At 65.4% G+C, this 20,495-nt stretch carries 19 protein-coding genes and 2 pseudogenes; 8 read left to right on the top strand and 13 right to left on the bottom strand.

The window, feature by feature from the left end:
• Positions 1–69: 69 nt before the first annotated feature.
• From hutI to E3T43_RS16660, 5 genes are read right to left on the bottom strand one after another with little or no spacing between them, the layout of a single operon-like run.
• Positions 70–1,233, bottom strand: coding sequence for an imidazolonepropionase (gene hutI / locus E3T43_RS16680; RefSeq protein WP_134473222.1), 1,164 nt, complete (start codon positions 1,231–1,233; stop codon positions 70–72).
• Entirely contained in the window at positions 1,230–2,549 is a 1,320-nt protein-coding gene (locus E3T43_RS16675) for a formimidoylglutamate deiminase (protein ID WP_134473221.1), read from the bottom strand. The genes hutI and E3T43_RS16675 overlap by 4 nt, the downstream gene beginning before the upstream one ends.
• Entirely contained in the window at positions 2,546–3,736 is a 1,191-nt protein-coding gene (locus tag E3T43_RS16670; protein WP_134473220.1) for an allantoate amidohydrolase, read from the bottom strand. Before E3T43_RS16670 ends, E3T43_RS16675 begins: the two co-directional genes overlap by 4 nt.
• A gap of 2 nt (positions 3,737–3,738) precedes the next feature.
• Positions 3,739–5,421 (bottom strand): urocanate hydratase, encoded by a 1,683-nt coding sequence (gene hutU / locus E3T43_RS16665; RefSeq protein WP_134473219.1) that lies wholly within the window; start codon positions 5,419–5,421, stop codon positions 3,739–3,741.
• Between the two features lie 58 nt (positions 5,422–5,479).
• Positions 5,480–6,136 carry an IclR family transcriptional regulator gene (locus E3T43_RS16660; RefSeq protein WP_134473218.1) on the bottom strand — a complete coding sequence of 219 codons (657 nt, stop codon included), beginning with the start codon at positions 6,134–6,136 and terminating at the stop codon, positions 5,480–5,482.
• 804 nt (positions 6,137–6,940) lie between these two features.
• On the opposite strand from E3T43_RS16660, the pseudogene E3T43_RS16650 reads away from it, so the two are divergent.
• Positions 6,941–7,111 (top strand): annotated as a pseudogene (locus E3T43_RS16650) (DUF2277 domain-containing protein); the annotation flags it as partial.
• On the opposite strand, the gene E3T43_RS16645 reads toward E3T43_RS16650, so the two are convergent.
• On the bottom strand, positions 7,108–7,545 hold the full coding sequence (locus E3T43_RS16645; RefSeq protein WP_134473217.1) for a hypothetical protein: 438 nt from the start codon (positions 7,543–7,545) through the stop codon (positions 7,108–7,110). The pseudogene E3T43_RS16650 and the gene E3T43_RS16645 overlap by 4 nt on opposite strands.
• 37 nt (positions 7,546–7,582) lie before the next feature.
• Positions 7,583–8,077 (bottom strand): hypothetical protein, encoded by a 495-nt coding sequence (locus E3T43_RS16640; RefSeq protein ID WP_134473216.1) that lies wholly within the window; start codon positions 8,075–8,077, stop codon positions 7,583–7,585.
• A gap of 94 nt (positions 8,078–8,171) precedes the next feature.
• On the opposite strand from E3T43_RS16640, the gene E3T43_RS16635 reads away from it, so the two are divergent.
• The 4 genes from E3T43_RS16635 (at position 8,172) to E3T43_RS16625 (ending at position 13,011) form a co-directional block, all read left to right on the top strand.
• A complete protein-coding gene (locus E3T43_RS16635) occupies positions 8,172–9,908 on the top strand; it encodes an Ig-like domain-containing protein (RefSeq protein WP_134473215.1) in 1,737 nt (578 codons plus the stop codon).
• Between the two features lie 24 nt (positions 9,909–9,932).
• Positions 9,933–11,075, top strand: a complete 1,143-nt coding sequence (locus E3T43_RS16630) for a threonine synthase (protein WP_134473214.1) — start codon at positions 9,933–9,935, stop codon at positions 11,073–11,075.
• Complete coding sequence (locus tag E3T43_RS18870; protein WP_166791360.1) at positions 11,075–11,245, top strand: hypothetical protein; 171 nt, start codon at positions 11,075–11,077, stop codon at positions 11,243–11,245. Before E3T43_RS16630 ends, E3T43_RS18870 begins: the two co-directional genes overlap by 1 nt.
• A 149-nt stretch (positions 11,246–11,394) precedes the next feature.
• On the top strand, positions 11,395–13,011 hold the full coding sequence (locus E3T43_RS16625; protein WP_134473213.1) for an isocitrate lyase: 1,617 nt from the start codon (positions 11,395–11,397) through the stop codon (positions 13,009–13,011).
• A 107-nt stretch (positions 13,012–13,118) separates the two neighbouring features.
• Here E3T43_RS16625 and E3T43_RS16620 read toward each other — a convergent pair whose 3' ends face one another.
• Together E3T43_RS16620 and E3T43_RS16615 are read right to left on the bottom strand one after the other, a co-directional pair.
• Complete coding sequence (locus tag E3T43_RS16620) at positions 13,119–14,060, bottom strand: DMT family transporter (protein WP_134443638.1); 942 nt, start codon at positions 14,058–14,060, stop codon at positions 13,119–13,121.
• Between the two features lie 151 nt (positions 14,061–14,211).
• Positions 14,212–14,286 (bottom strand): annotated as a pseudogene (locus E3T43_RS16615) (Na+/H+ antiporter NhaA); the annotation flags it as partial.
• Between the two features lie 163 nt (positions 14,287–14,449).
• On the opposite strand from E3T43_RS16615, the gene E3T43_RS16610 reads away from it, so the two are divergent.
• The 3 genes from E3T43_RS16610 (at position 14,450) to E3T43_RS19380 (ending at position 16,480) form a co-directional block, all read left to right on the top strand.
• On the top strand, positions 14,450–15,778 hold the full coding sequence (locus E3T43_RS16610) for an NAD(P)/FAD-dependent oxidoreductase (protein WP_134473212.1): 1,329 nt from the start codon (positions 14,450–14,452) through the stop codon (positions 15,776–15,778).
• 136 nt (positions 15,779–15,914) lie between these two features.
• Positions 15,915–16,199, top strand: a complete 285-nt coding sequence (locus tag E3T43_RS16605; protein ID WP_134473211.1) for a type II toxin-antitoxin system Phd/YefM family antitoxin — start codon at positions 15,915–15,917, stop codon at positions 16,197–16,199.
• Between the two features lie 146 nt (positions 16,200–16,345).
• A complete protein-coding gene (locus E3T43_RS19380; protein ID WP_241979051.1) occupies positions 16,346–16,480 on the top strand; it encodes a type II toxin-antitoxin system RelE/ParE family toxin in 135 nt (44 codons plus the stop codon).
• 704 nt (positions 16,481–17,184) lie between these two features.
• On the opposite strand, the gene E3T43_RS16590 is transcribed toward E3T43_RS19380, so the two are convergent.
• From E3T43_RS16590 to E3T43_RS16570, 4 genes are all read right to left on the bottom strand, one after another.
• Positions 17,185–18,582 carry a S8 family peptidase gene (locus tag E3T43_RS16590; RefSeq protein ID WP_198414388.1) on the bottom strand — a complete coding sequence of 466 codons (1,398 nt, stop codon included), beginning with the start codon at positions 18,580–18,582 and terminating at the stop codon, positions 17,185–17,187.
• 371 nt (positions 18,583–18,953) lie between these two features.
• Entirely contained in the window at positions 18,954–19,340 is a 387-nt protein-coding gene (locus E3T43_RS16580) for a phosphotransferase (RefSeq protein ID WP_241979050.1), read from the bottom strand.
• A 238-nt stretch (positions 19,341–19,578) separates the two neighbouring features.
• The gene (locus tag E3T43_RS16575) at positions 19,579–19,854 is read right to left on the bottom strand and encodes a type II toxin-antitoxin system RelE/ParE family toxin (RefSeq protein ID WP_134473209.1); all 276 of its coding nucleotides are present in this window, start codon (positions 19,852–19,854) and stop codon (positions 19,579–19,581) included.
• Positions 19,851–20,180 carry a type II toxin-antitoxin system Phd/YefM family antitoxin gene (locus E3T43_RS16570; RefSeq protein WP_198414387.1) on the bottom strand — a complete coding sequence of 110 codons (330 nt, stop codon included), beginning with the start codon at positions 20,178–20,180 and terminating at the stop codon, positions 19,851–19,853. Before E3T43_RS16570 ends, E3T43_RS16575 begins: the two co-directional genes overlap by 4 nt.
• Between the last annotated feature and the right edge of the window lie 315 nt (positions 20,181–20,495).

Below are 20,495 nucleotides of genomic sequence, written 5' to 3'. Positions count from 1 at the left end.
GCGTCTCGCCAGAGCGGGAAAAAGGTTGCTTCGGGTGTGCTGAAGCAGCTATTTTCTCGCTTTCGCGGTTCAGGCCACCCGCACTCCCCGTCTCCAGACGCTTGCGGTCAGCGGCACGCCGGGGCGGTAGGCCAGGTGCGAGATCGACGGGGCGTTCAGAACCTGCAGGTCGGCCAGGCCGCCGACCCACAGCGAGCCGACGGCATCCGTTCCCTGATCGCGGCCGAGCGACGCCGCTGCACCACGGGTCGCCGCCCAGACCGCCTCGGTCACGGTCAGCCCCATCTGCAGCACGGCGGTCGCCACGCAGAACGGCATCGACGTGGTGTACGAGGTGCCCGGATTGCAATTGGTCGCCAGGGCGATGGTCACACCGGCGTCGAGCAGCTGGCGGGCCGGCGGAAACGGTTGCCGGGTGGACAGATCGCAGGCCGGCAGCAGCGTGGCGACCGTGGCCGACGCCGCCAACGCGTCGATATCGAATGGCTCCAGGTAGTTGCAGTGGTCAACGCTGTGCGCGCCGAGTTCAGCGGCCAGCCGCACGCCGCCACTGAAGCCGAGCTGGTTGCCGTGCACGCGCAGCCCGAGGCCGGCGGCCCGGCCGGCCAACAGTACCTCCCGGGTCTCCTCCACGTCGAACGCGCCCACCTCACAGAACGCGTCGATGAACTGCACGTAGGGCAGCACCGCGGCGAGCATCGGCCCGGTGACGAGGTCGAGGTAGTCGCGACGATCCAGCCCATTCGGCACGATGTGGGCGCCGAGATAGCTGACGACGTCGGCGACGCGGGCGGCGGCCTGGGCCGACCGCGCTTCACTGTCCACGTCGAGCCCATACCCGGTTTTGGTCTCGAGAAAGGTGGTGCCCTGCGTTTCGGCTTCGTGGCGCAGGCCCAGCGCTGTGGCTACAAGCTGCTCCTCGGACGCCGCGCGGGTTGCGGCGACGGTGGTGTTGATGCCGCCGGCGGCATACTTCTGGCCGGCCATGCGGGCTTCGAACTCTGCCGAACGGTCGCCGCCGAATACGAGGTGGGTGTGCGAGTCGACCCAGCCGGGCAGAACGGCGCGGCCATCGACATCCGTTCGATGATCGGCAGCGGGGGCCGAGGCGGCCGCACCGATCCAGAGGATGCGGCCGTCGCCGATGACGAGTGCCGCGTCGTGCCGGCGCTCGCCGGACTCATCGTGCGTGGTCAGTTCGCCGATTCCGGTGATGAGCTCGGTGCCGCTCATTCGCCGAGCCTTCCAAGCGCGTCGGCCATCAGCTCCGACGGCCGCGCGCCGCCGACCAGTCGACCGCCATCGGCCACGACCTGCCCGCCCACGATGACCCGCAGCACATCGGAGGCGGTCGCGGTCAGCGGAAGCTGCTCGACAGACGATCCGACCGTGCGCATGCCGGCGGTGCTGATCTCGACTAGATCGCACGGGTCGCCCTCGCGCATCGTGAGACGGCCGAGCCCGAGCGAGGCATAGCCGGCGCTCGTGGCCGCGGTGAGCAGGGCGGTCGGGGCAAAGCGTCCGCGCTGTCGCGAGGCCAGCCGCTCGCCCATTTCCAATCCGCGCATCTCCAAAAACGGGTCGATGACGGCGTTCTGATCGGAGCCGAGGGCAATCGGGCAGCCCGCCTCGGCCAGGGCCAGCGCCGGACCGATTCCGTCGCCGAGATCGGCCTCGGTGGTCGGGCACATTACGACGGTCACGCCGGCGTCGCCGAGCAGCGCGCGGTCCGCGTCGCTCAGATGCGTCGCGTGCACCACACTCAGTCGCGGTGCGAGGGCACCGAGCGAATCGAGCACACCGGTCGGGGTCAGGCCATACGCCGCGAGGCAATCCGCGTTCTCCTGCGACTGCTCCGACAGGTGCACGTGCAGCGGAACGTCCGCCGGTAATCCGGCGAGCACTTCACGCATCGCCTCGGGCGTGACGGCACGCACCGAGTGCAGCGCGGCGCCGAGCGTCACGAGGTCGTCGTTCCCCAGTGCTGCGCGCAGCGAGTGCCATCGGGCCAGCCAGCCCGCGGCGTCAAAGTCGCCGAACGCCCGCTGTTCGGGTGCCAACTCCTGCCCGATTCCGCCCTGCAGATACACCGTGTCGAGCAGCACCAAACGGATGCCGACGGCCCGCGCCGCCGCCGCAAGCGCCAGTTCCATGGCGTGCTCCGTCTCATACGGTTCGCCATTCGCGCGGTGATGCACGTAGTGAAACTCACCGACGACGGTGTAGCCGCTCACGAGCATCTCGGCGAACACCGCCGTCGCCAGCGCCTGGTACTTCAGGGGGTCGAGCTGCGCGGCGACCCGGTACATCCGCTCGCGCCAAATCCAAAAATCGCCACCCTCGGTGTGGGTCTGACCGCGCAAGGCCCGGTGAAACGCGTGCGAGTGCGCATTACCGAACCCCGGCAACACCGTTCCCAAACGGATGTCCGCGGCCTCCGCCCCGTGAATCTGAACCCGAGAGATGCGACCGTGGTCGTCGACCTCGACCCTCACCCCGGTCACGGCGACCCCGTCGATCAGCAGGGTTTCGCACCAAAAGTTGCTCATAGCAGATCCCTCAGCAGCAGTTCTAGCGCGTCGATGCCGGCCACGCAGTCCGCGGCTTCGGCGAATTCCTCCGGCGCGTGGGAGATTCCGGTCGGGTTACGCACGAACAGCATTGCGCTCGGCACGTGGGCGGCGAGCACGCCGGCATCGTGGCCGGCTCCGGTCGACAGTTGCGGCACCTGGCCGAGCGCTTGCGCGAACCGCTCGCGCAAGCCGGGGGTGAACTGCACGGCGCCGGCCCAGGATTCCTCGGTGAGGGTGGCGGAGCATCCGTTCTGCTGGGCGGCCTGCTGGGCGCGGGCTGCAATGTCGGCCACGAGCAGACGGGTTTCTTCGTCGGTCTCGGCGCGGGCGTCGAGCCAGGCGTGCACCGAACTGGCGATAACGTTGGTTCCGCCGGGGATCGCTTCGATGCGGCCGATCGTCGCCCGGCTTCCCGGGCGACCCAGAGCGGCGGCCTGCACACCCACGATGGCCTGGGCAGTGGCGACCATCGGGTCGCGGCGCTCGATCATGGTGGTCGCGCCGGCATGATTACCCTGGCCGGTGACGGTGAGGCGCCAGCGACCGTGGGCCAGAATCGATGATGCTACGGCCACCGGCTGGTCGAGGTCGATCAGGCCGCGGCCCTGCTCGACGTGCAGCTCGATGAACAGTCCGATGCGTTCTAGTGCAACGAGGTCGGCGCCGAGGTGCGCCGGGTTCAGGCCGAACTGGTGCGCGGCCTCGGCCAGCGTCACACCATCGCTGTCGGTAAGGGAACGGGCCTGATCGGCGTCGATCGCGCCGCTGAGCAGCCTCGAGCCGAGGCAGGCGATGCCGAAACGGGAGCCCTCTTCCTCGGCGAACATCAGCACCGCGCACGGCCGGGTCGGCACGAACCCGCTCGCCTGTAGCCGGCCGATGGCCTCGAGCGAGGAGACCACGCCGAGCGGCCCGTCGTAGGCGCCGCCGCCGGGAACGGAGTCGAGGTGGCTGCCGGTGACGACCGCATCCGGTCCCGGCTGACCCCACCAGGCCCAGAGGTTGCCGTTGCGGTCCGTTTCGACCTGCAGGCCGAGCCGTTCGGCGCGCTCGACGAACCAGGTGCGCAGCTCGAGGTCGGCCGCCTGCCAGAGATGGCGGGAGTACCCGCCGCGCCGGTGGTCGCGGCCGACCTCGGCGATTTCGGCGAGACCGGCGAGCATGCTCAGTCCTCCCACATGGGTACGCGCAGGCCGCGGTCGTGGGCTACTTCCTCGGCCCGTTCGTAGCCGGCGTCGACGTGCCGCATCACTCCGGTGCCGGGGTCGTTGGTGAGCACGCGCGCGATCTTCTCCGCGGCCAGCGGGGTGCCGTCGGCGACGATGACCTGCCCGGCGTGGATGCTGCGGCCGATTCCGACCCCGCCGCCGTGGTGGATGGAGACCCAGGTCGCGCCGGAGGCGGTGTTCAGCAGCGCGTTCAGCAGCGGCCAGTCGGCGATCGCGTCGGAGCCGTCCAACATACCCTCGGTCTCACGGTAGGGCGAGGCGACCGAGCCGGAGTCGAGGTGGTCGCGGCCGATCACGATCGGGGCGCGCAGCTCGCCGGAGGCGACCATCTCGTTGAATTTGAGCCCGGCCAGGTGGCGTTCCTGATAGCCGAGCCAGCAGATGCGGGCCGGTAGGCCCTCAAACTCCACCTTTTCTTCGGCCTTGGTGATCCAGCGGTGCAGCCCGGCGTCGTTCGGAAACAGCTCCAGAATGGCCTTGTCGGTGGCGGCGATGTCGGCCGGGTCGCCGGAGAGCGCCACCCAGCGGAACGGGCCTTTGCCCTCGGCGAACAGCGGTCGAATGTAGGCGGGCACGAACCCCGGAAACTCGAACGCCCGCTCGTAGCCGCCGAGCTTCGCCTCGGCCCGAATCGAGTTGCCGTAATCGAAGACCTCGGCACCGGCATCCTGAAATTCGACCATCGCTTTGACCTGCTTGGCCATTGCAGCTCGGGCGCGCACTGTGAACTCTTCGGGGCTCTCGGCCGCGTAGGCGTGCCATTCTTCAACCGTCACGCCCTCGGGCAGGTAGGAGAGCGGGTCGTGCGCGCTGGTCTGGTCGGTCACGATATCGATCGGCACTTTGCGAGCGAGCAATTCGGCGAACACGGTCGCGGCATTGCCGACCAGACCCACCGACAGAGCGCGGAGTTGCGCCTTGGCCGCGAGCACCCGGGCGATGGCGTCGTCGAGATCGGCGGTCATTTCGTCGAGGTAACCGTGATCGACGCGGCGCTGCAACCGCGCCGGGTCGACGTCGACGATCAGCACGACGCCGTCGTTCATGGTGACGGCGAGCGGCTGCGCGCCGCCCATGCCGCCGGCCCCGCCGGTGAGGGTCAGCGTGCCCGCCAGGGTGCCGTTGAACTTCTTGGTGGCCACGGCGCCGAAGGTCTCGTAGGTGCCCTGCAGGATGCCCTGGGTACCGATGTAGATCCACGATCCGGCGGTCATCTGCCCGTACATTGTGAGCCCGAGGTGCTCGAGGCGACGAAACTCGGGCCAGGTCGCCCAGTCTCCGACGAGGTTGGAGTTGGCGATGAGCACCCGTGGCGCCCACTCGTGGGTGCGAAACACGCCGACCGGCTTGCCCGACTGCACCAGCAGGGTTTCGTCCTTTTCCAGCGTTTCGAGGGTGCGCACGATCGCGTCGTAGCACTCCCAGTTGCGCGCGGCCTTGCCGGTTCCGCCGTAGACGACGAGGTCGTCGGGGCGCTCGGCAACCTCGGGGTCGAGGTTGTTCATGAGCATGCGCAGCGGGCCCTCGGTCTGCCAGCTCTTCGCGGTCAGTTCGGTGCCGCGGGCGGCGCGAACGGGGCGTGCGGTGTGGGTGGTCGGGTGCGACGAGGTGTGAGTCATAGGTGGGGTTCCCTTGTTCCGGCGGGGCAGTGGATGGTGCGGGAATGTTTCAGGGTGATCAGCGGGCGTAGAGCTGGCGCGCTTCGCCGAGCAAGAGCTGGCCGATACGTTCGATGCTTGACGTGGTGATGCGGTAGCTCGGAACGACCACACTGAGGGCGCCCGCGATGCGGTCGCCGACGCTGATCGGTACCGCTATTGCCGTGACGTCACGCTCCACACCGTCACTCACGACGCAGTAGCCGGTGTCACCGGTGCCGCCCTGCAGGGCTTTCCCCGAGGCGCTCGAATCCAGGGGAAACTTGCGGCCCACCCAATTCGAGTGCCGAACGGAGTGGGTTCCCTCGACAATGGCCACGTAGAGGCCCTGTCGTCCCGGGGCCGGGATGCTCAGATACGCGGATTCTCCGGTTTGTTCGACAATTCGCGTCATCGGATCGCGACAGAGCGCCACGAGTGATTCCTGACTCAGGGCGAGTACGCCGAGCTGCACGATCGCCACTCCTGGGCGGTAGGAGCCCTCGTCGTCACGGCGAATAAAGGTGGCTGCCTCGAGGGTGCGCAAGAGGCGAAGTGCTGTGCTGGCGGAGAGGTCGACCGCTTTCGCGGCTTCACCGAGGGTGAGTGAGCCTTGCTCGCAGACAACGCTGAGCAGAGCGAGGGCACGCTCGGCCGTTCGCGTGGTCGTGTCTGGTTTGCCGGGTACTGCGCTCATGTCAAGGTCCTCGTGTTTCCATGCCGCTCACAATTGCATTTAGTAAAACACCTATTTCATTAGATGACAAGAGAATTCAGTCATCACTGGCGGTTGAACGCCGGTCCGGTGCTCGCAATGGGTGCACAATCACCCGGTGGAGCGGATGTTTCGCTCACGTAACGTGATCATTGCCATCTGACGAGACCTTGACATTGTTTGGCTTTGGTCGTTACTTTTCATAGATTGACAATAAAGTTTCATTTTGAACGCCTATGCGTCGTTGTCAGCCACTACCTGATTCAGTAACCTCCCCGACCATGTCGGAGGAGCTCAGCGTTTGTTGCACCCCGACCAACCCTCACCTCGTCACGAGTTTCCGGGCGGCGCTCGCGGAATCGTTTGCGTATGCATCCGCTCATGAAGACGCTGTTCGGGAGATCATCCAGAACTACGCTTCGCTCGGCCCTGAGTTTGCCGCCGCGGTTGGACTGTCGCGGCACCAGCTTCGAAGCACTGCGCGACGTGAAGATCACGACCCTGTTCGTCACGCACGACATCGACGAGGCCGTGTACCTGGCCGAGCGCGTCATTGTGCTGTCGTCGACGCCCACCATCGTGCAGCGAGAGAGGGTCGTCGACCTGCCCGGGGAACGCGATCAGCTCTCCACCCGTTCGCTGCCGCATCCGCAGCAGAGATCGACGATGACTGCCTCGGGTGGGCACAACGCCAGGGTCTGCTCGACCAGGCACTCGGTTCGGCGACGCGGCACGAACACGCCCGCGTCGACCAGAATGTGCCGGCTGCAGAACTCGGCCCAGCGCACGCATCCGTCTAAGGCGAACGAAGAAGCCTTTGAGCTCGCCGTGCACGAGATAGCGCGCATCTCTCGGCACCTGCTCGAAGATCTGGTGAGCTCCGCACCGCCGAAAAACCGGGAAATCGAGGCCGAGAAAGCCAAAGCGCGCTCGCAGAAGCGGTTTGCTGCGGCTTAGCGGGTGTGACGTTCCGCGTAGAGCACCATCACGGCCGCCACCACGCTTGCCGCCGCGCCGAAGGCCAGGCCGAAGGCGATGGTGATGCCCGCATACAGGCCGTCGTCCAGCATCGTCAAGACTGCGGCGATCGTCAGGGACAGCAACACCACACCGCCCATTGCGCCCAATGCGGCCGCTGTCGTGCGCAGGCGCCGCGATTTAGTGAGCTTTCGATCAGCAATCGCCACCGCCACGAGACCGCCCAGCAAAGCGACCGCGCCGATAACGAGGCCGATCACGCCATAATTCGCCATGGAACGCACGACAAACCAGAACCGAAACTCGGTTTCACCGCTGCCGGCGTCGGTCATGACGACTGCGACGCAGGCCGCGATCAGAAACCCCACGATCGGTGCGAACACCGCGATGCGCCAGTAGCGCCGAACTATCATGTGCCCACCCTACGTTGCGACGGGTCGCACCGGCATTCTAGAAATCGACCCAGGCGCTGGGCAGCGGATGCTCCACCCGCTTTGGCCGGGTGCGCTCGCTTCGTCGCTCGGCCCGGTGCACCAGAAACGCTGCCGCGATCCCCGCCGCGGTAGCGAGCGCCACCGTGAAGGTGATGATGAGGTACGCCCAGCCCGCTCCGATTATTCCCTGCACGGTGGCGAACACGATTCCGAGAACCAGCACGCCACCGGCCGCACCGAGGGCGGCCAGGGCGGTGCGCACACCCGACGATTTTGCGAGGTGCCGGTCGAGGCAGCCAACCAGAACGACGCCGCCGACCAGCGCGGCGATGCTGACGACCAGGCCGACGGCACCGAAGCCCAGAATCGCCCGCACGACGCCTTCGATCGTCTGGCCGGCTCGCGCCTGGGGGTTACTGCCCAAGGACATCACTCCCACCACGGCGGCACCGAGGAGGAACCCGATCACGGGCGCAACCAGCGCGATGCGCCAGTAGCGGTAAACCATCATGGCTCCCACACTATGGCGCGCCGGCCCTTGAAGGGGTGGGCGAACCGCATTATCGTTGGGGTCGAATCGTGGCCAGCACCGGAAGGACACGAAAATGACATTTGTTCGCGCTCCGAAGCCGTCCCGCATTATTCGCCGTAGCCTCGCCGTGCTCGCGTTGAGTGCCATTTTCGTCACCGCGGTTGCACCGCTGCCAGCCAATGCCGCCGACGCCGTCACAGCGCCGATAGCAGCGCCGACCACAGCGCAGACCGCCCCCGACCTGTCCAAGCTGTGTGACCGGTTGAAGCTGACGCTCGCCAGAACCAGACTGTGCAGCCACGGACCCGACCCGGTCGAGGCGTTCGGCGGCGCGGCCAGGCTGAAACAGACATCCGCAGCGGCAGAAGAGAGCGTTTCCGCCGTACCGGCCTCTGAGCTGACCGCGCTGTGCAGCGCCGGCGGTGTGAGTGGCAAGCGCATCGAGGTGATCTACGGGGTTCCGCAGGATCGCACCAACCGGTACGCAACAATGTTGGCCCCCCTGCGTGACGTGATGCGGCAAGTGAACAACAATCTCGAGGCAGCGGATGCCGCCACCAGTCAGAACTACCGCTTTCTGTGCACCAACGGCGTCGACGTCACGGTGCGCAACGTGACCCTGCTGCCGGTCGGATCCGACGCCACCTACGACTTCAACGATTACATCTGGAGCCTGCAAAATCAGGTCGCATTCGGGCTGGGACCGGTCGACTTCATCGCCAATGATCGTCTGTACATCACCTATATCGATCAGATTCAGGATGTCTATCCCTACGGGGGTCAGGGTGAGCTCTCGATCGACGACCAGCCGAATCCCGCGCTGAACGCCAACAACGACACTCGGCCGCGCTATTCGATGTCGGCCTACCTGGACCTGCTCGTGATCGCCCACGAAATCGGCCACAATATCGGGGCGGTGCAGTACTCGGCGCCGCATTCCAGCCAGGCCGGCCACTGCTACGACGAGGCCGACCTCATGTGTTACGACGACGGCGGGCCGCACTTCGCCGCGGGCGGCACCCTGACTTTCACCTGCCCGGGCACCGACTGGGCCATCGACTGTCACGACGAGGACTACTATTTCCCGGGCACGCCGCCCGCGTCGAACTACCTGGCCACCCACTGGAACACCGCCAGGAGCGGTTTTCTGAGCCCGATCGTGGCGGCAGCAGTTCCGCCGACCGTCACGGCGAAATCACCGGTCAGCCTGGCCACCCGGGTCGCGCAGTCCGCCAACGCGACCGCAACCTTCAGCGAAGCCGTACAAGGGGTATCGACGACAACGATGCGGGTGAAGAATCCGGCCGGCACGGTTCTCTCCGCTGCGGTCAGCTACAACGCGACCACCCGGGTCGCGACGCTCAATCCGACCGCGACCCTCGCGCCGGACACCAAATACAGCGTCAGCCTCACCGGCGGAGCCGCAGCAATCCGTGACGCGACGGGCACGCCGCTGGTGTCAACCGGCTGGAGCTTCACGACCGGCCCGGCGCCGACGATCACCACGCGCACTCCCGCCAGCGGGGCGACGGGTGCCAGCCGCACCGCGAGTGTCTCGGTGACGTTCAGCGAGGGAATGGCGGGTGTGGCGGCATCCACTTTCAGGCTGAAGAACACCGCGACCGGCGCTGCGATCGCCGCCGTCGTCTCCCGCAGCGGCACAACGAATCAGTGGATTCTGAACCCGAGCAGCACCTTGGCAGCCACCACCAACTTCACCGTCACGGTCACCGGCGGCAGCAGTGCCGTGCGTGATCTGGCCGGCAACCCCGTCTCGACGAGCATCTGGAGGTTCACCACCGGCAGCTGACGGCGGGGCAGCTAGCATCGAGGGATGCCTGACCTTGTCTGCTCCGAGTGCGCCGCCGTCTATCCGGTCGAGAGCCTGGTCTGGCGCTGCACCTGCGGCGGCCTACTCGACGTCGCCGAATTCGACATTAAAGTGGATGCCCAGGCGCTGCCCGGTCGCGCCCCCTCGCTCTGGCGCTATGCCGAGGCGCTGCCGATCGCCGTCGACCCGTCGATCACCCTGGGAGAGGGCTTTTCGCCCCTCGTGCCGTCCCGCGCTCTGGCCCACGTACAGCTCAAACTCGACTTTCTGCTGCCGACGCTCTCGTTCAAAGACCGCGGCGCGGTCTTGCTCGCGACCCTCGCCCAACGGCTCGGTGTCACCAACGCCATGGTCGACAGCAGCGGAAACGCCGGCACGGCGATGGCCGCCTATTTCGGGCGGGCCGGCATCGGCTGCACGGTCTACGTTCCCGAGTCCACCTCGCCCGGCAAGCTCGCGCAGATGCGGGCGCACGGCGCCACGGTCGAGCTGGTACCCGGCTCGCGCGCGGATACCTCGGCGGCCGCTCTGCGGGCAGCGGGCCGACCCGGCGTCATGTACGCGAGCCACGTCTATCACCCGTACTTTCTGCACGGCGTGAAGACCTACGGTTATGAGATCTGGGAGCAGCGCGGGCGCTCGTTGCCCGAGACGGTGGTGGTTCCGGTCGGCAACGGCACGCTGGTGCTCGGCTGTTACCTCGCTTTCAGCGAGCTGGTCGCCGCTGGTCTCGCCGAGCGGATGCCGCGGATTGTCGCGGTGCAGGCATCCGCTTGTTCGCCGCTGGAACAGGCCATGGCGCAGGGCTTCGCGATGCCCGCGGCGGTTGACGGCGGCACCACGATCGCCGAGGGTATCGCCATCGCGGCGCCTCCCCGGGGCCGGCAGATTCTGTCCGCTGTGCGTGCCACCGGTGGCACGATCGTTTCCGTCAGTGACCGGCAAACCGCGGGCGCGCGCCAGGAACTGGCCGACGAGGGACTCTTCGTCGAGCCGACCTCGGCTGTCTGCTTCGCTGCCGTGCGCGCCGCCGTTGACTCGACGTTCGACAAAGCCAGCCCCACCTGGGCGGTGGCCGCGAGCCTGCTCACGGCCGAGTCCGTGGTCGTGCCGCTGTGCGGCGCCGGCCTGAAATCGCCCGTGTGATGAAGGACTTTGACGACGACGGTCCCGCTTGCCCGGCCTGCGGCACCGAGATGATCCCGGACGGCGTCGACACCGCTGATGGTCTGGAAGAGTGCCATCGGTGCCCCAGGTGCCGGCTGGTCATCGTCGTGCCCGGAGATGCCCCCGAGAACACCCAACTCCGCGAATAACTTTTCAATTGCAGAAGAATCGCATTTATTCTCTCGACTTTCTTGGGAAAGACTCACTGTTCTTGCGCCAATCTGGGTTTATCAGCCGATAGCGGCTCGTTGAGTCAGAAGTTCCGGCTCAGCCCAACTCACACGTCGAAGGAATTAACATGACTGTCTACCGGAAAGACATCGCGGCCATCGAAGCCCTCAAACAGCAGGTTGGAAGCAGCTGGGACGCCATCAACCCGGAGTCTGTCGCCCGCATGCGTGCCCAGAACCGTTTCAAGACCGGCCTGGAGATCGCGCAGTACACGGCCGACATCATGCGTAAGGACATGGGGGAGTACGACGGAGATTCCTCCATCTACACCCAGTCGCTCGGTGTGTGGCACGGCTTCATCGGCCAGCAGAAGATGATCTCGATCAAGAAGCACCTCAAGACCACCAACAAGCGCTACCTGTACCTGTCCGGCTGGATGGTTGCGGCGCTGCGCAGCGAATTCGGTCCGCTCCCCGACCAGTCCATGCACGAGAAGACGACGGTTCCCGCTCTCGTCGAGGAGATCTACACCTTCCTCCGCCAGGCCGATGCCCGCGAGCTCGACCTGCTCTTCACCGGCCTCGACAACGCCCGCATCGTTGGCGACGACGCCAAGGCAGCTGCGATCCAGGTGCAGATTGACAACTTCGAGACCCATGTTGTGCCGATCATCGCCGACATCGATGCCGGCTTCGGTAACCCCGAAGCCACCTACCTTCTGGCCAAGAAAATGATCGAGGCTGGCGCCTGCGCCATTCAGATCGAGAACCAGGTGTCGGACGAGAAGCAGTGTGGCCACCAGGACGGCAAGGTCACCGTTCCTCACGAAGACTTCATCGCCAAGCTGAACGCGGTTCGCTATGCGTTCCTCGAGCTCGGTATCGAGAACGGCATCATCGTCTCGCGCACCGACTCGCTCGGTGCCGGCCTCACGCAGAAGCTCGCCGTGACGTACACGCCCGGCGACCTGGGCGACCAGTACAACTCCTTCCTCGACGTTGACGAGATCACCGAAGCCGACCTCGGCAACGGCGACGTCGTCATCAAGCGCGATGGCAAGCTGCTTCGCCCGAAGCGCCTGGCCAGCAACCTGTTCCAGTTCCGCGCCGGAACCGGCGAGGCGCGTTGCGTGCTCGACAGCATCACGTCGCTGCAGAACGGTGCCGACCTGCTCTGGATCGAAACCGAGAAGCCGCACATCGGCCAGATCGCGGGCATGATGAACGAGGTGCGCAAGGTCATTCCGAACGCCAAGCTGGTCTACAACAACAGCCCGTCGTTCAACTGGACCTTGAACTTCCGTCAGCAGGCCTACGACGCACTCCTCGCCGAGGGTAAGGACGTCTTCGCTTACGACCGTGCCAAGCTCATGAGCGTCGACTACGACGAGACCGAACTGGCCGTGAACGCCGACGAGAAGATCCGCACCTTCCAGCGCGACAGCTCGAAAGAGGCTGGCATCTTCCACCACCTCATCACCCTGCCGACCTACCACACGGCCGCACTCTCGACGGATGACCTGGCCAAGGGCTACTTCGCCGACCAGGGCATGCTCGCCTACGTCAAGGGCGTGCAGCGTCGCGAAATCCGTGAGGGAATCGCCACGGTCAAGCACCAGAACATGTCGGGCTCCGACCTGGGTGACAACCACAAGGAGTACTTCGCCGGCGAAGCCGCGCTGAAGGCTGGCGGCGTGAACAACACGAGCAACCAGTTCGAGGAACCGGCGTTGAGTAGCCACTAAGTCAAATTGGAGTAACGAAGAGGCCTCAGTCGAAAGACTGAGGCCTCTTCGTGTGCCCGAACAGCCGTTGACGAGACAGCCTCTGACGAGCGGATGCGCCGACCCGGTCACCGGGTCGCGGCGGGTATTCTCTGCGTTGAGGTCGCGGTCTTGCGCTCGACTTCGTTGGTCGGGGCAATCGCCAGGATGGCCAGGACGCCGGCGATGACCGCGAGGCCGACCCAGCCGAGCGTCGTGAGGCGTTCGCCGACGATGAGCACAGCGAGGATGGCCGCTATTGCCGGTTCGGTGAGCGTGATCGTTGTGGCGGTGCTGGCCGAGACGCGGGTCAGGCCGTAGCCGAACAGAAGGTAGCCGAGGAACATCGGAATGATCGCCATGTACGCGGCAACGCTGAAGGCCTGGGTGGATGCGAGCAGCGGGGCGCCGGTGACAATGAGCACGGGCAGCAGGAGCGTGCCGCCGAGCCCGAACACGAAGCCCATCGATGCTGCGCGGCTGATGCCTCGGTTCATGAGGCGGTGTGCTGCCCAGGAATAGGTGGCATAGGTTGCCCCGGCGAGGAGTCCGAGGGAGATGCCGGCCACGGTCTGACCGGCCGACTCTGCGGCATCCGTCATCTTGGACAGGCACAGCAGCGTGCTGCCGATGATTCCCAGGCCCGCCGCCAGGGCCCACCACCGGCTGAGTCGTTTGTGTTCGAGCAGGAATTCGAGGAGGCCGGAGGCGAGGGGCGCGGAGGCGAGTGACACGACCGATCCGATCGCGACGCCCGCGAAGTGCATGGAACCGTAGAAGGCGAGGGGGTAGATCATGACCGCCACCGCGCCGAGAACGATCAGCCGCAAATTGCCGCGCACGGCGGGCAGGGCGGCCCGAAGCGCGGGGATGGCGATGACGGCCTGCAGAATTCCCCCAATGCCGAGAGCCGCTGAGCCGATCGCGAGCGGCCCAACGCCGGGCGCGAGAGTCGCGGCGGTTCCGGTGGTGCCCCACAGAATGGACGTGACGGTGATCGCGCCGATTCCGGCGAGGCGATGCCGATTCACAGCGCCTCGATCACGGCTGCGGCTTGGCCGGCCTGACGCTGTTCTTTCCAGCCATCCACAACCTCCCCGATCAGGTAAATCAGTCTAGCTACTGGTCTGGAGCTCCGTCTGTTCGCGGGTGCGCAGGTGGCGGTGGTGTGCCGCCCGACGGGGAGGGAATGCCCTTGCCGAACACCGCGAGGATTCCGAGAGCGAATGCAATGTCGGTGGCCGTGGGAATCGGCCAGCGTTTGCGGTATCAACCAGACATGCGCATCCCCGTACGGTCAAGATCAAACGCTCAGCGACCCCTGCCGCCGTCATCGAGGACGAGCATGGGAGAGTGGGCTCACAGCTGAATGTCAGCCGACTTTGGCAGCGCTGCTCGCCCCCGTAGGAGAAGGTTAGGCATGGAACATTTCGATGCGATCGTGGTTGGCGCCGGGGTGGCGGGGCTGGCCGCTGCTCGACTGCTGGCGAACGCCGGCCGCAGCGTCGTGGTGCTCGAGGCCCGCGACCGTGTGGGCGGCCGGGTCTGCACGGATCGCACTGACGGGTTCGTCACCGACCGCGGCGCATCCTGGATCCACGGCATCACCGACAACCCCGTCGCAGCAGCGGCCGCGGCATTTGGGATGCCAACCGTGGAGTTCACGGTCGGCGGATACCAACCGGACAGCCGCCCGATCGCGTACTACGGTCCGAGCGGCGAGCGACTGCCCGATGATGCCGCGCGGGCCTTCACCGACGACATCCGCTCGGTTGATGCCGCGCTCGTCAAGGCGGTCGCTGCGTCAGAAGCGGATGCCTCCTACCGCGACGTGACCGAGACAGCGCTCGCTGGCCAGGGCTGGTACCCGGCTCGGGCCGAACGTGTGCGGGAGTTTTTGCAGCACCGCAGCGAAGAGCAGTACGGGGTTTGGATCGATGATCTTGCCGCCCACGGACTCGACGACGATGTCATAGAGGGTGACGAGGTGGTTTTTCCCGACGGCTATGATCGACTGGCCACGCACCTCGCGACCGGACTCGACATCCGCCTGGAGCACGTCGTCACCCACGTGCGATGGTCCTCAACGGACGTCACGGTCACGACAGACCATGGCGCTTTGACGGCGGACACGGCCGTCGTGACGGTGCCCGTCGGGGTTCTCCAGTCACCGGACTTCACCATCGAACCGCCGCTCCCGGAACCAAACGTGGGCGCCCTGGGGCGCCTGAGCATGAACGCATTCGAGAAGATTTTCCTGCGGTTTCCGACGAAATTTTGGGACGACGGAGTCTATGCAATCCGGCAACAAGGACCCGAGGGTCGCGCGTGGCACTCCTGGTACGACCTGACGGCCCTGCACGGAACGCCTACCCTGCTGACTTTCGCCGCCGGGCCTGCGGCCCGCGAGATCCGTAACTGGTCTGACCTGCAGGTTGTTGACTCGGTTCTGGCGCAGCTGCGGAGGCTGTACGGCGACAAGGTGGAGTTTCCAACCCGGGTTGACATTACCGCGTGGCAGGACGATCCCTTTGCTCGTGGTTCCTACGCGTACATGACGCGCGGCGCTACCACGGCCGACCACGACGACCTCGCGACACCCGTCGGCGGGGTGCTCCACATCGCCGGAGAGGCGACCTGGACGGATGACCCTGCCACGGTCACCGCGGCGCTCTGCTCCGGCCACCGCGCCGCATCGAACGTGCTGAACCGGGAGATCCCAATCGCTGAGTTGTGGGCCGGCCGATGACCGGGGCGCAAAGGTCGCGACGACACGCGACAGAGCGCGGCAGACTGATCCGTTCGCTCACCGCAAGACAACGATCGCCAAGAAGAGCCACTATATGGGCCTCTTCATGGCCAGGATTCGGGCCTACGGTGGTGGCATGCAGACGCTACCGATTTCTAAGGTCAAGGACTGGCTGAGTGAGTTCGTCGATGCGGTGTCGCTCACTCACGAGCAGGTGACGATCACGAAAAATGGATTTCCGGTGGCGGTTTTGATCGGAGCCGATGAATGGGATTCGTTGCAGGAGACGCTCTTTTGGCTTTCTCGGCCCGGGACTCTCGCTGCCGTCGCCGAAGCGCGCCAGGAGCTGGTCGACGGTCGCACGATTGGCGAGGACGAGATACGCGCCGAGTTCAACGTTCCCCGTCGATCGTCGAAGTGAGCTCGGACGACGAGAAGAGCGACGCGGTCGAATTCGCTGGTTCGGCCCGCCGAGAATTACAAGGAGTACCGCCCCGGATTGTGCCAGCGATAATTGAGTTCGTCTACGGAGACCTCGCCTGATACCCGCGGCGAGTTGGTAACCCTTTGCAACGCGAACTCGAAGGTCTGTGGAGCGCGCGCCGGGGCCCCTATCGCATTATTTACGACATCGTCGAGGAACGGCTGGTGATCATCGTCGTGCAGGTGGATCGCCGCGCCGATGTGTATCGGCCCAGATAGTTGCGGCCTGAACGCAACGAACAATTGCTGCAACTGGCGTGACCGGGGCTTTCAGAGTGTGCCCCAGGCAGATTCGAACTGCCGCCCCTGCCTCCGGAGGGCGAACCACGGACCTTTTCCAGTCGTCCTCCCGACGGCGAATAGCCGATCAAGAGTCGTTTTCACTCACAATAGCGATCATGATTGCCCCACGATTGTGGGGAAGCAGTGGGCAAGTGCCGCAAATGACCATGGTCGGACCTCGATCAGAGATTCCGCTCAATACTTCGTCATGGGTATCCATGTCCTATCAGCAGTTACTGTCGCTGGATGACTGCGGCTGGTCCAGAGCGATCATGACTGATGCGCAGCGCCGGTAGTGTCTGTACTTCCGAATGCATTCCGACCACGATGATCACATGACACTGATCAATGACCTTCGCACCACGACTCGGTGATCATCAGCCCTAAGCAAGCACTCGGCCGACGTTTTCGCCGAGGATGAGGATCGCACTGTCCAGATCACTCGCCGCTGTGGCGCCGAACACCAAACTGAGAAGAGCCGCAATGACGGCTAGTTGAGTCCACGGACGTGGTGTACGACGAGCCCGTTGTTGAGCGTGGCGTCGTGAACTGTCAGTCAGTCTTGGAGACGGCGCTCGGCAACGAGAAGCGGGTGTGGTCCGGGCTCTCGCCCCGACCACACCCGCTGACCGTCTTCTAGGTCAGAAGCCGCTGACGTTGAGCCGTCCGCCGGTGACCGTCTTGCCGCTGAGGGAGGCCGTCGGGACGACCGAGCCCAGGATCGCGCTCTTGATCTGCGCCGCTGTCGCACCGGGGTGCGTGGAGGCGTAGAGGGCGGCCGCGCCCGTGACGTGTGGCGTGGCCATTGAGGTGCCGTTGTAGGACGAGTAGGTGTTGAAGGCGGTCGTCGACCAGACACCGACTCCGGGGGCGCCGAGGTCGACGGTCGTGGCGCCGTACTGGCTGAAGGACGCCAGCGCCCCATTGCGGTCGATGGCGGCGACTGCGATGACGTTGGCGACGTCGTAGTTGGACGGGTAGGACGCCGTCGTGTCGTTGTTCGTGCCGCTGTTACCGGCGGCCGCGACGAACAGGATGTTCGCGGCGTTGGCGCGCGTGATGGCGTCGAGCAGGGTCTGGGAGAAGGCGCCGCCGCCCCAGCTGTTGTTGGTCGCCACGATGTTCATGCCGTGGCGGGTCTTGAGGTCGGTGAAGTAGTCGACCGACTTGACCGCGTCGGCCAGGGATCCGCCCTGGCGGCCGAGGAACTTGCCGCTGATCAGGGTCACGTCCCAGTTCATGCCGGCTACGCCTTGCCCGTTGTTGGCCTTGGCGCCGATGGTCCCGGACACGTGCGTGCCGTGGTTGTCGAGCGAGCCTCTGGAGCCACCGTCATAGATGGTGTTGTCGCTGTTGGCGAAGTCCCAGCCGTTGACGTCGTCGACGTAGCCGTTGCCGTCGTTGTCGATGCCGTCCCCCGCGATCTCGTAGGGGTTGGTCCAGACCTGCCCGTTGAGCTCGGGGTGGGTGTACTGGATGCCCTCGTCGATGATGCCGACGTAGACGCTCTTCGACCCCGTGTGGCCGGCGGTCCAGGCCTCGGCGGCCTGGCTGCCGTAGGCGTTGGCGGGGGTCGAGGCGTCGCCGTACATGCCCCAGAGGTCTTGGGAGGTATTGGTGCTGGTGAAGATGGGGTCTGTGGCGGTGGCCTGGTGGGTCAGGACGTAGTTCGGCTCGGCGTAGGCGACGGCGGGGTCACTCTTCAGCTGCGCGATCGCCTCGTCCAGGTTCTTGCCCTGCGGCAGACGGACGAGCTCGACCTCGGTGCGGTCGGCGGCCGCGGCGACGATGCGCTCGGCGAACCGTGCCGAGGCGTGCCCGCGAGCACGCTCGCGCTGGTCGGCGGAGGCGCCGGCCACGTAGCCGACGACGAGCTCGCCGGGGACTTCGGCAGCAGCGGTACCGTTGGCTTGTGGGGCGGGAGCGGCCGAAGCGGGCGTGCTAAGGGCCAGTCCGGTCATGCCGATCAGGATCGCCGACGAGGCAGCCGCTGCGGTGAAGAGCTTGAGACGCATCTGTTCCGAAAATCTTTTAAGCATGAAAAATCCTTTTCCTTGTGGGTAGTGGATTGCCAAGTAGTCACCAATGACTTTGCCCATATTGAGCGTTCAACACAGGTGCAATTGAAAGGTACGACTTGCCGCAGATGATCACACGTCGGCTCATGAGGGGACTGCGCTTCGCGGGCTGCTGTGGTATAGCCCAATGTTCAGCTTCGGGGGTCAGTGGCACCGCCCTCTACTTCCTGCCGCGCCTCCACGCGATGCCCGAGCCCAGCCTCGCCGTCCTATCCGCCCTGGGCAGCGCGCCACCCAGATACGACTTCCCCGACCCGGTGAACCATTGGAAGACGACGTTCTGCTGCCGGCCCACGAAGGGCAGGTGCCGAGCAGGGCCAAGAGCTGCCGGTTCAGGGTCGCACTCGTCGAGCAAGATCCCAAATCCGAGGACCCGGAGAAACCATCTCGACGTCGATAAGTCCCGTGCTGTGCCCGTCTTGGAAGACCATGTTGTAGGGAGCGACGTCGTTCAGGCGCACCACCTCGATTGGCTCGTGCGCCGGCAGCTGCCACGCTGCGGACCGGTGTGCGAGTGGCGCGTCTGCGTCATGTACCCGTCGGAGCAAAGATCCAGCCTCGTGCAGGATCGTCGGCGACCAGATCCAGCTTGGCATTGGGTAGTTGCCGACGATTCCAGGGATGTAGGAGAGCACTTCGCGGCCCTGCTCGTCCAGGCCGAAGGGCTCGGGTACTTCCGTCACTCCCGCCGCGCGGAGTGTGGTCAGGAGTTGATGCACCGCGGGAGTCCATGGTCCTGCTGGGCGGTGAACCGTGTCGCCTACGCGCACGATCGTGCTCGAGTTTCCCCCGGCTAACACCTCTTCATCCATCCTTCCAACCGAAAGGCTGTAAGCGGAACCGCTAACGGGCGGATGCGATGCCTGGTCGTCGTCCCCAGAAGGATTGAGCGGCGCCTCACTTGGGATCGTCGAGGCGGAGTTCGCATGAACGATGTGTGCCTGCACTCGGTCACCGTCAGAGACTGCGATAGACGCTGCTTCGGTGGGCTACCCGCAATGCTAGAACCACGAGTTCGGCGTCCTTGATCGTGTAGACGACGCGGTACTCGCCGACCCGGATCCGCCACAGATTTGGATAACCGACGAGGGGCCGGGTGCCGCTCGGTCGCGGTTCGGTGCTCAACGCGTCGACGGCTTTGATGACGCGGCGAGCGACTGGTTTGTCGAGCTTGATCAACTCCTTGAGCGCCTTCGGATCATATTCGATGGCGAACGGTCCAGCAGCGCTCACAGCCCGAGCGTCCGAGCCACCTCATCCGCCGGGACGGCAATGGTACGACCGGCGTCGAGATCGGCCAGTCGCTCCAACGCGATCCGACCATCCTCGATGTCAATCATCGCCTCGTAGCGCTCGACGAGCTCGACCGGCACAATCGCGGCAGCCCGCTTCTGACCCCTCCCACGCGTCACGTAGGTGATCTCCCCACCGAACGCGGCCCGATTCACAGCATCGGAAAAGTGATCTCGCGCCTGGCTCACAGAAAGTTCGGTATCTGTACTCATACCCTCATTATGCGCCAGATGCGCCAGATGCGCCAGATGCGCCAGATTTGCCAACTTGGCTACCTTGCCTGCTGATCGATCGGGGCCGTCGCCGTTTGGCGAATCCGTTGCGGGGCGGCCCGAAGGCCGAACGCCCTACGGGACGAGCGCTTTGAAGTGAGGTCGGCTTCTCGCGCATCTCACGAATTGCTGCCGATGAAGAAGAGGGCTCGGGTCGATCCATAACGCCATCAAAGGAAACGGGCGCAAGATGGGGGTCCCGTGACTAAACCTCGATCCACCGGTCCGCCTTGAGTGAGCAGCGTCGCTGAATTCTGAGCGGTGTTGTGGTGGTGGGCGTGGCGAAGCTGTCGGCCTTGCTGCCGATGG

The sequence above is a fragment of the Cryobacterium sp. Hh7 genome (assembly GCF_004403155.1).
Taxonomy (GTDB): domain Bacteria; phylum Actinomycetota; class Actinomycetes; order Actinomycetales; family Microbacteriaceae; genus Cryobacterium; species Cryobacterium levicorallinum.
Note: the sequence above shows the minus strand (reverse complement) of the source record. Positions and strands in the feature narration are given on the sequence as shown.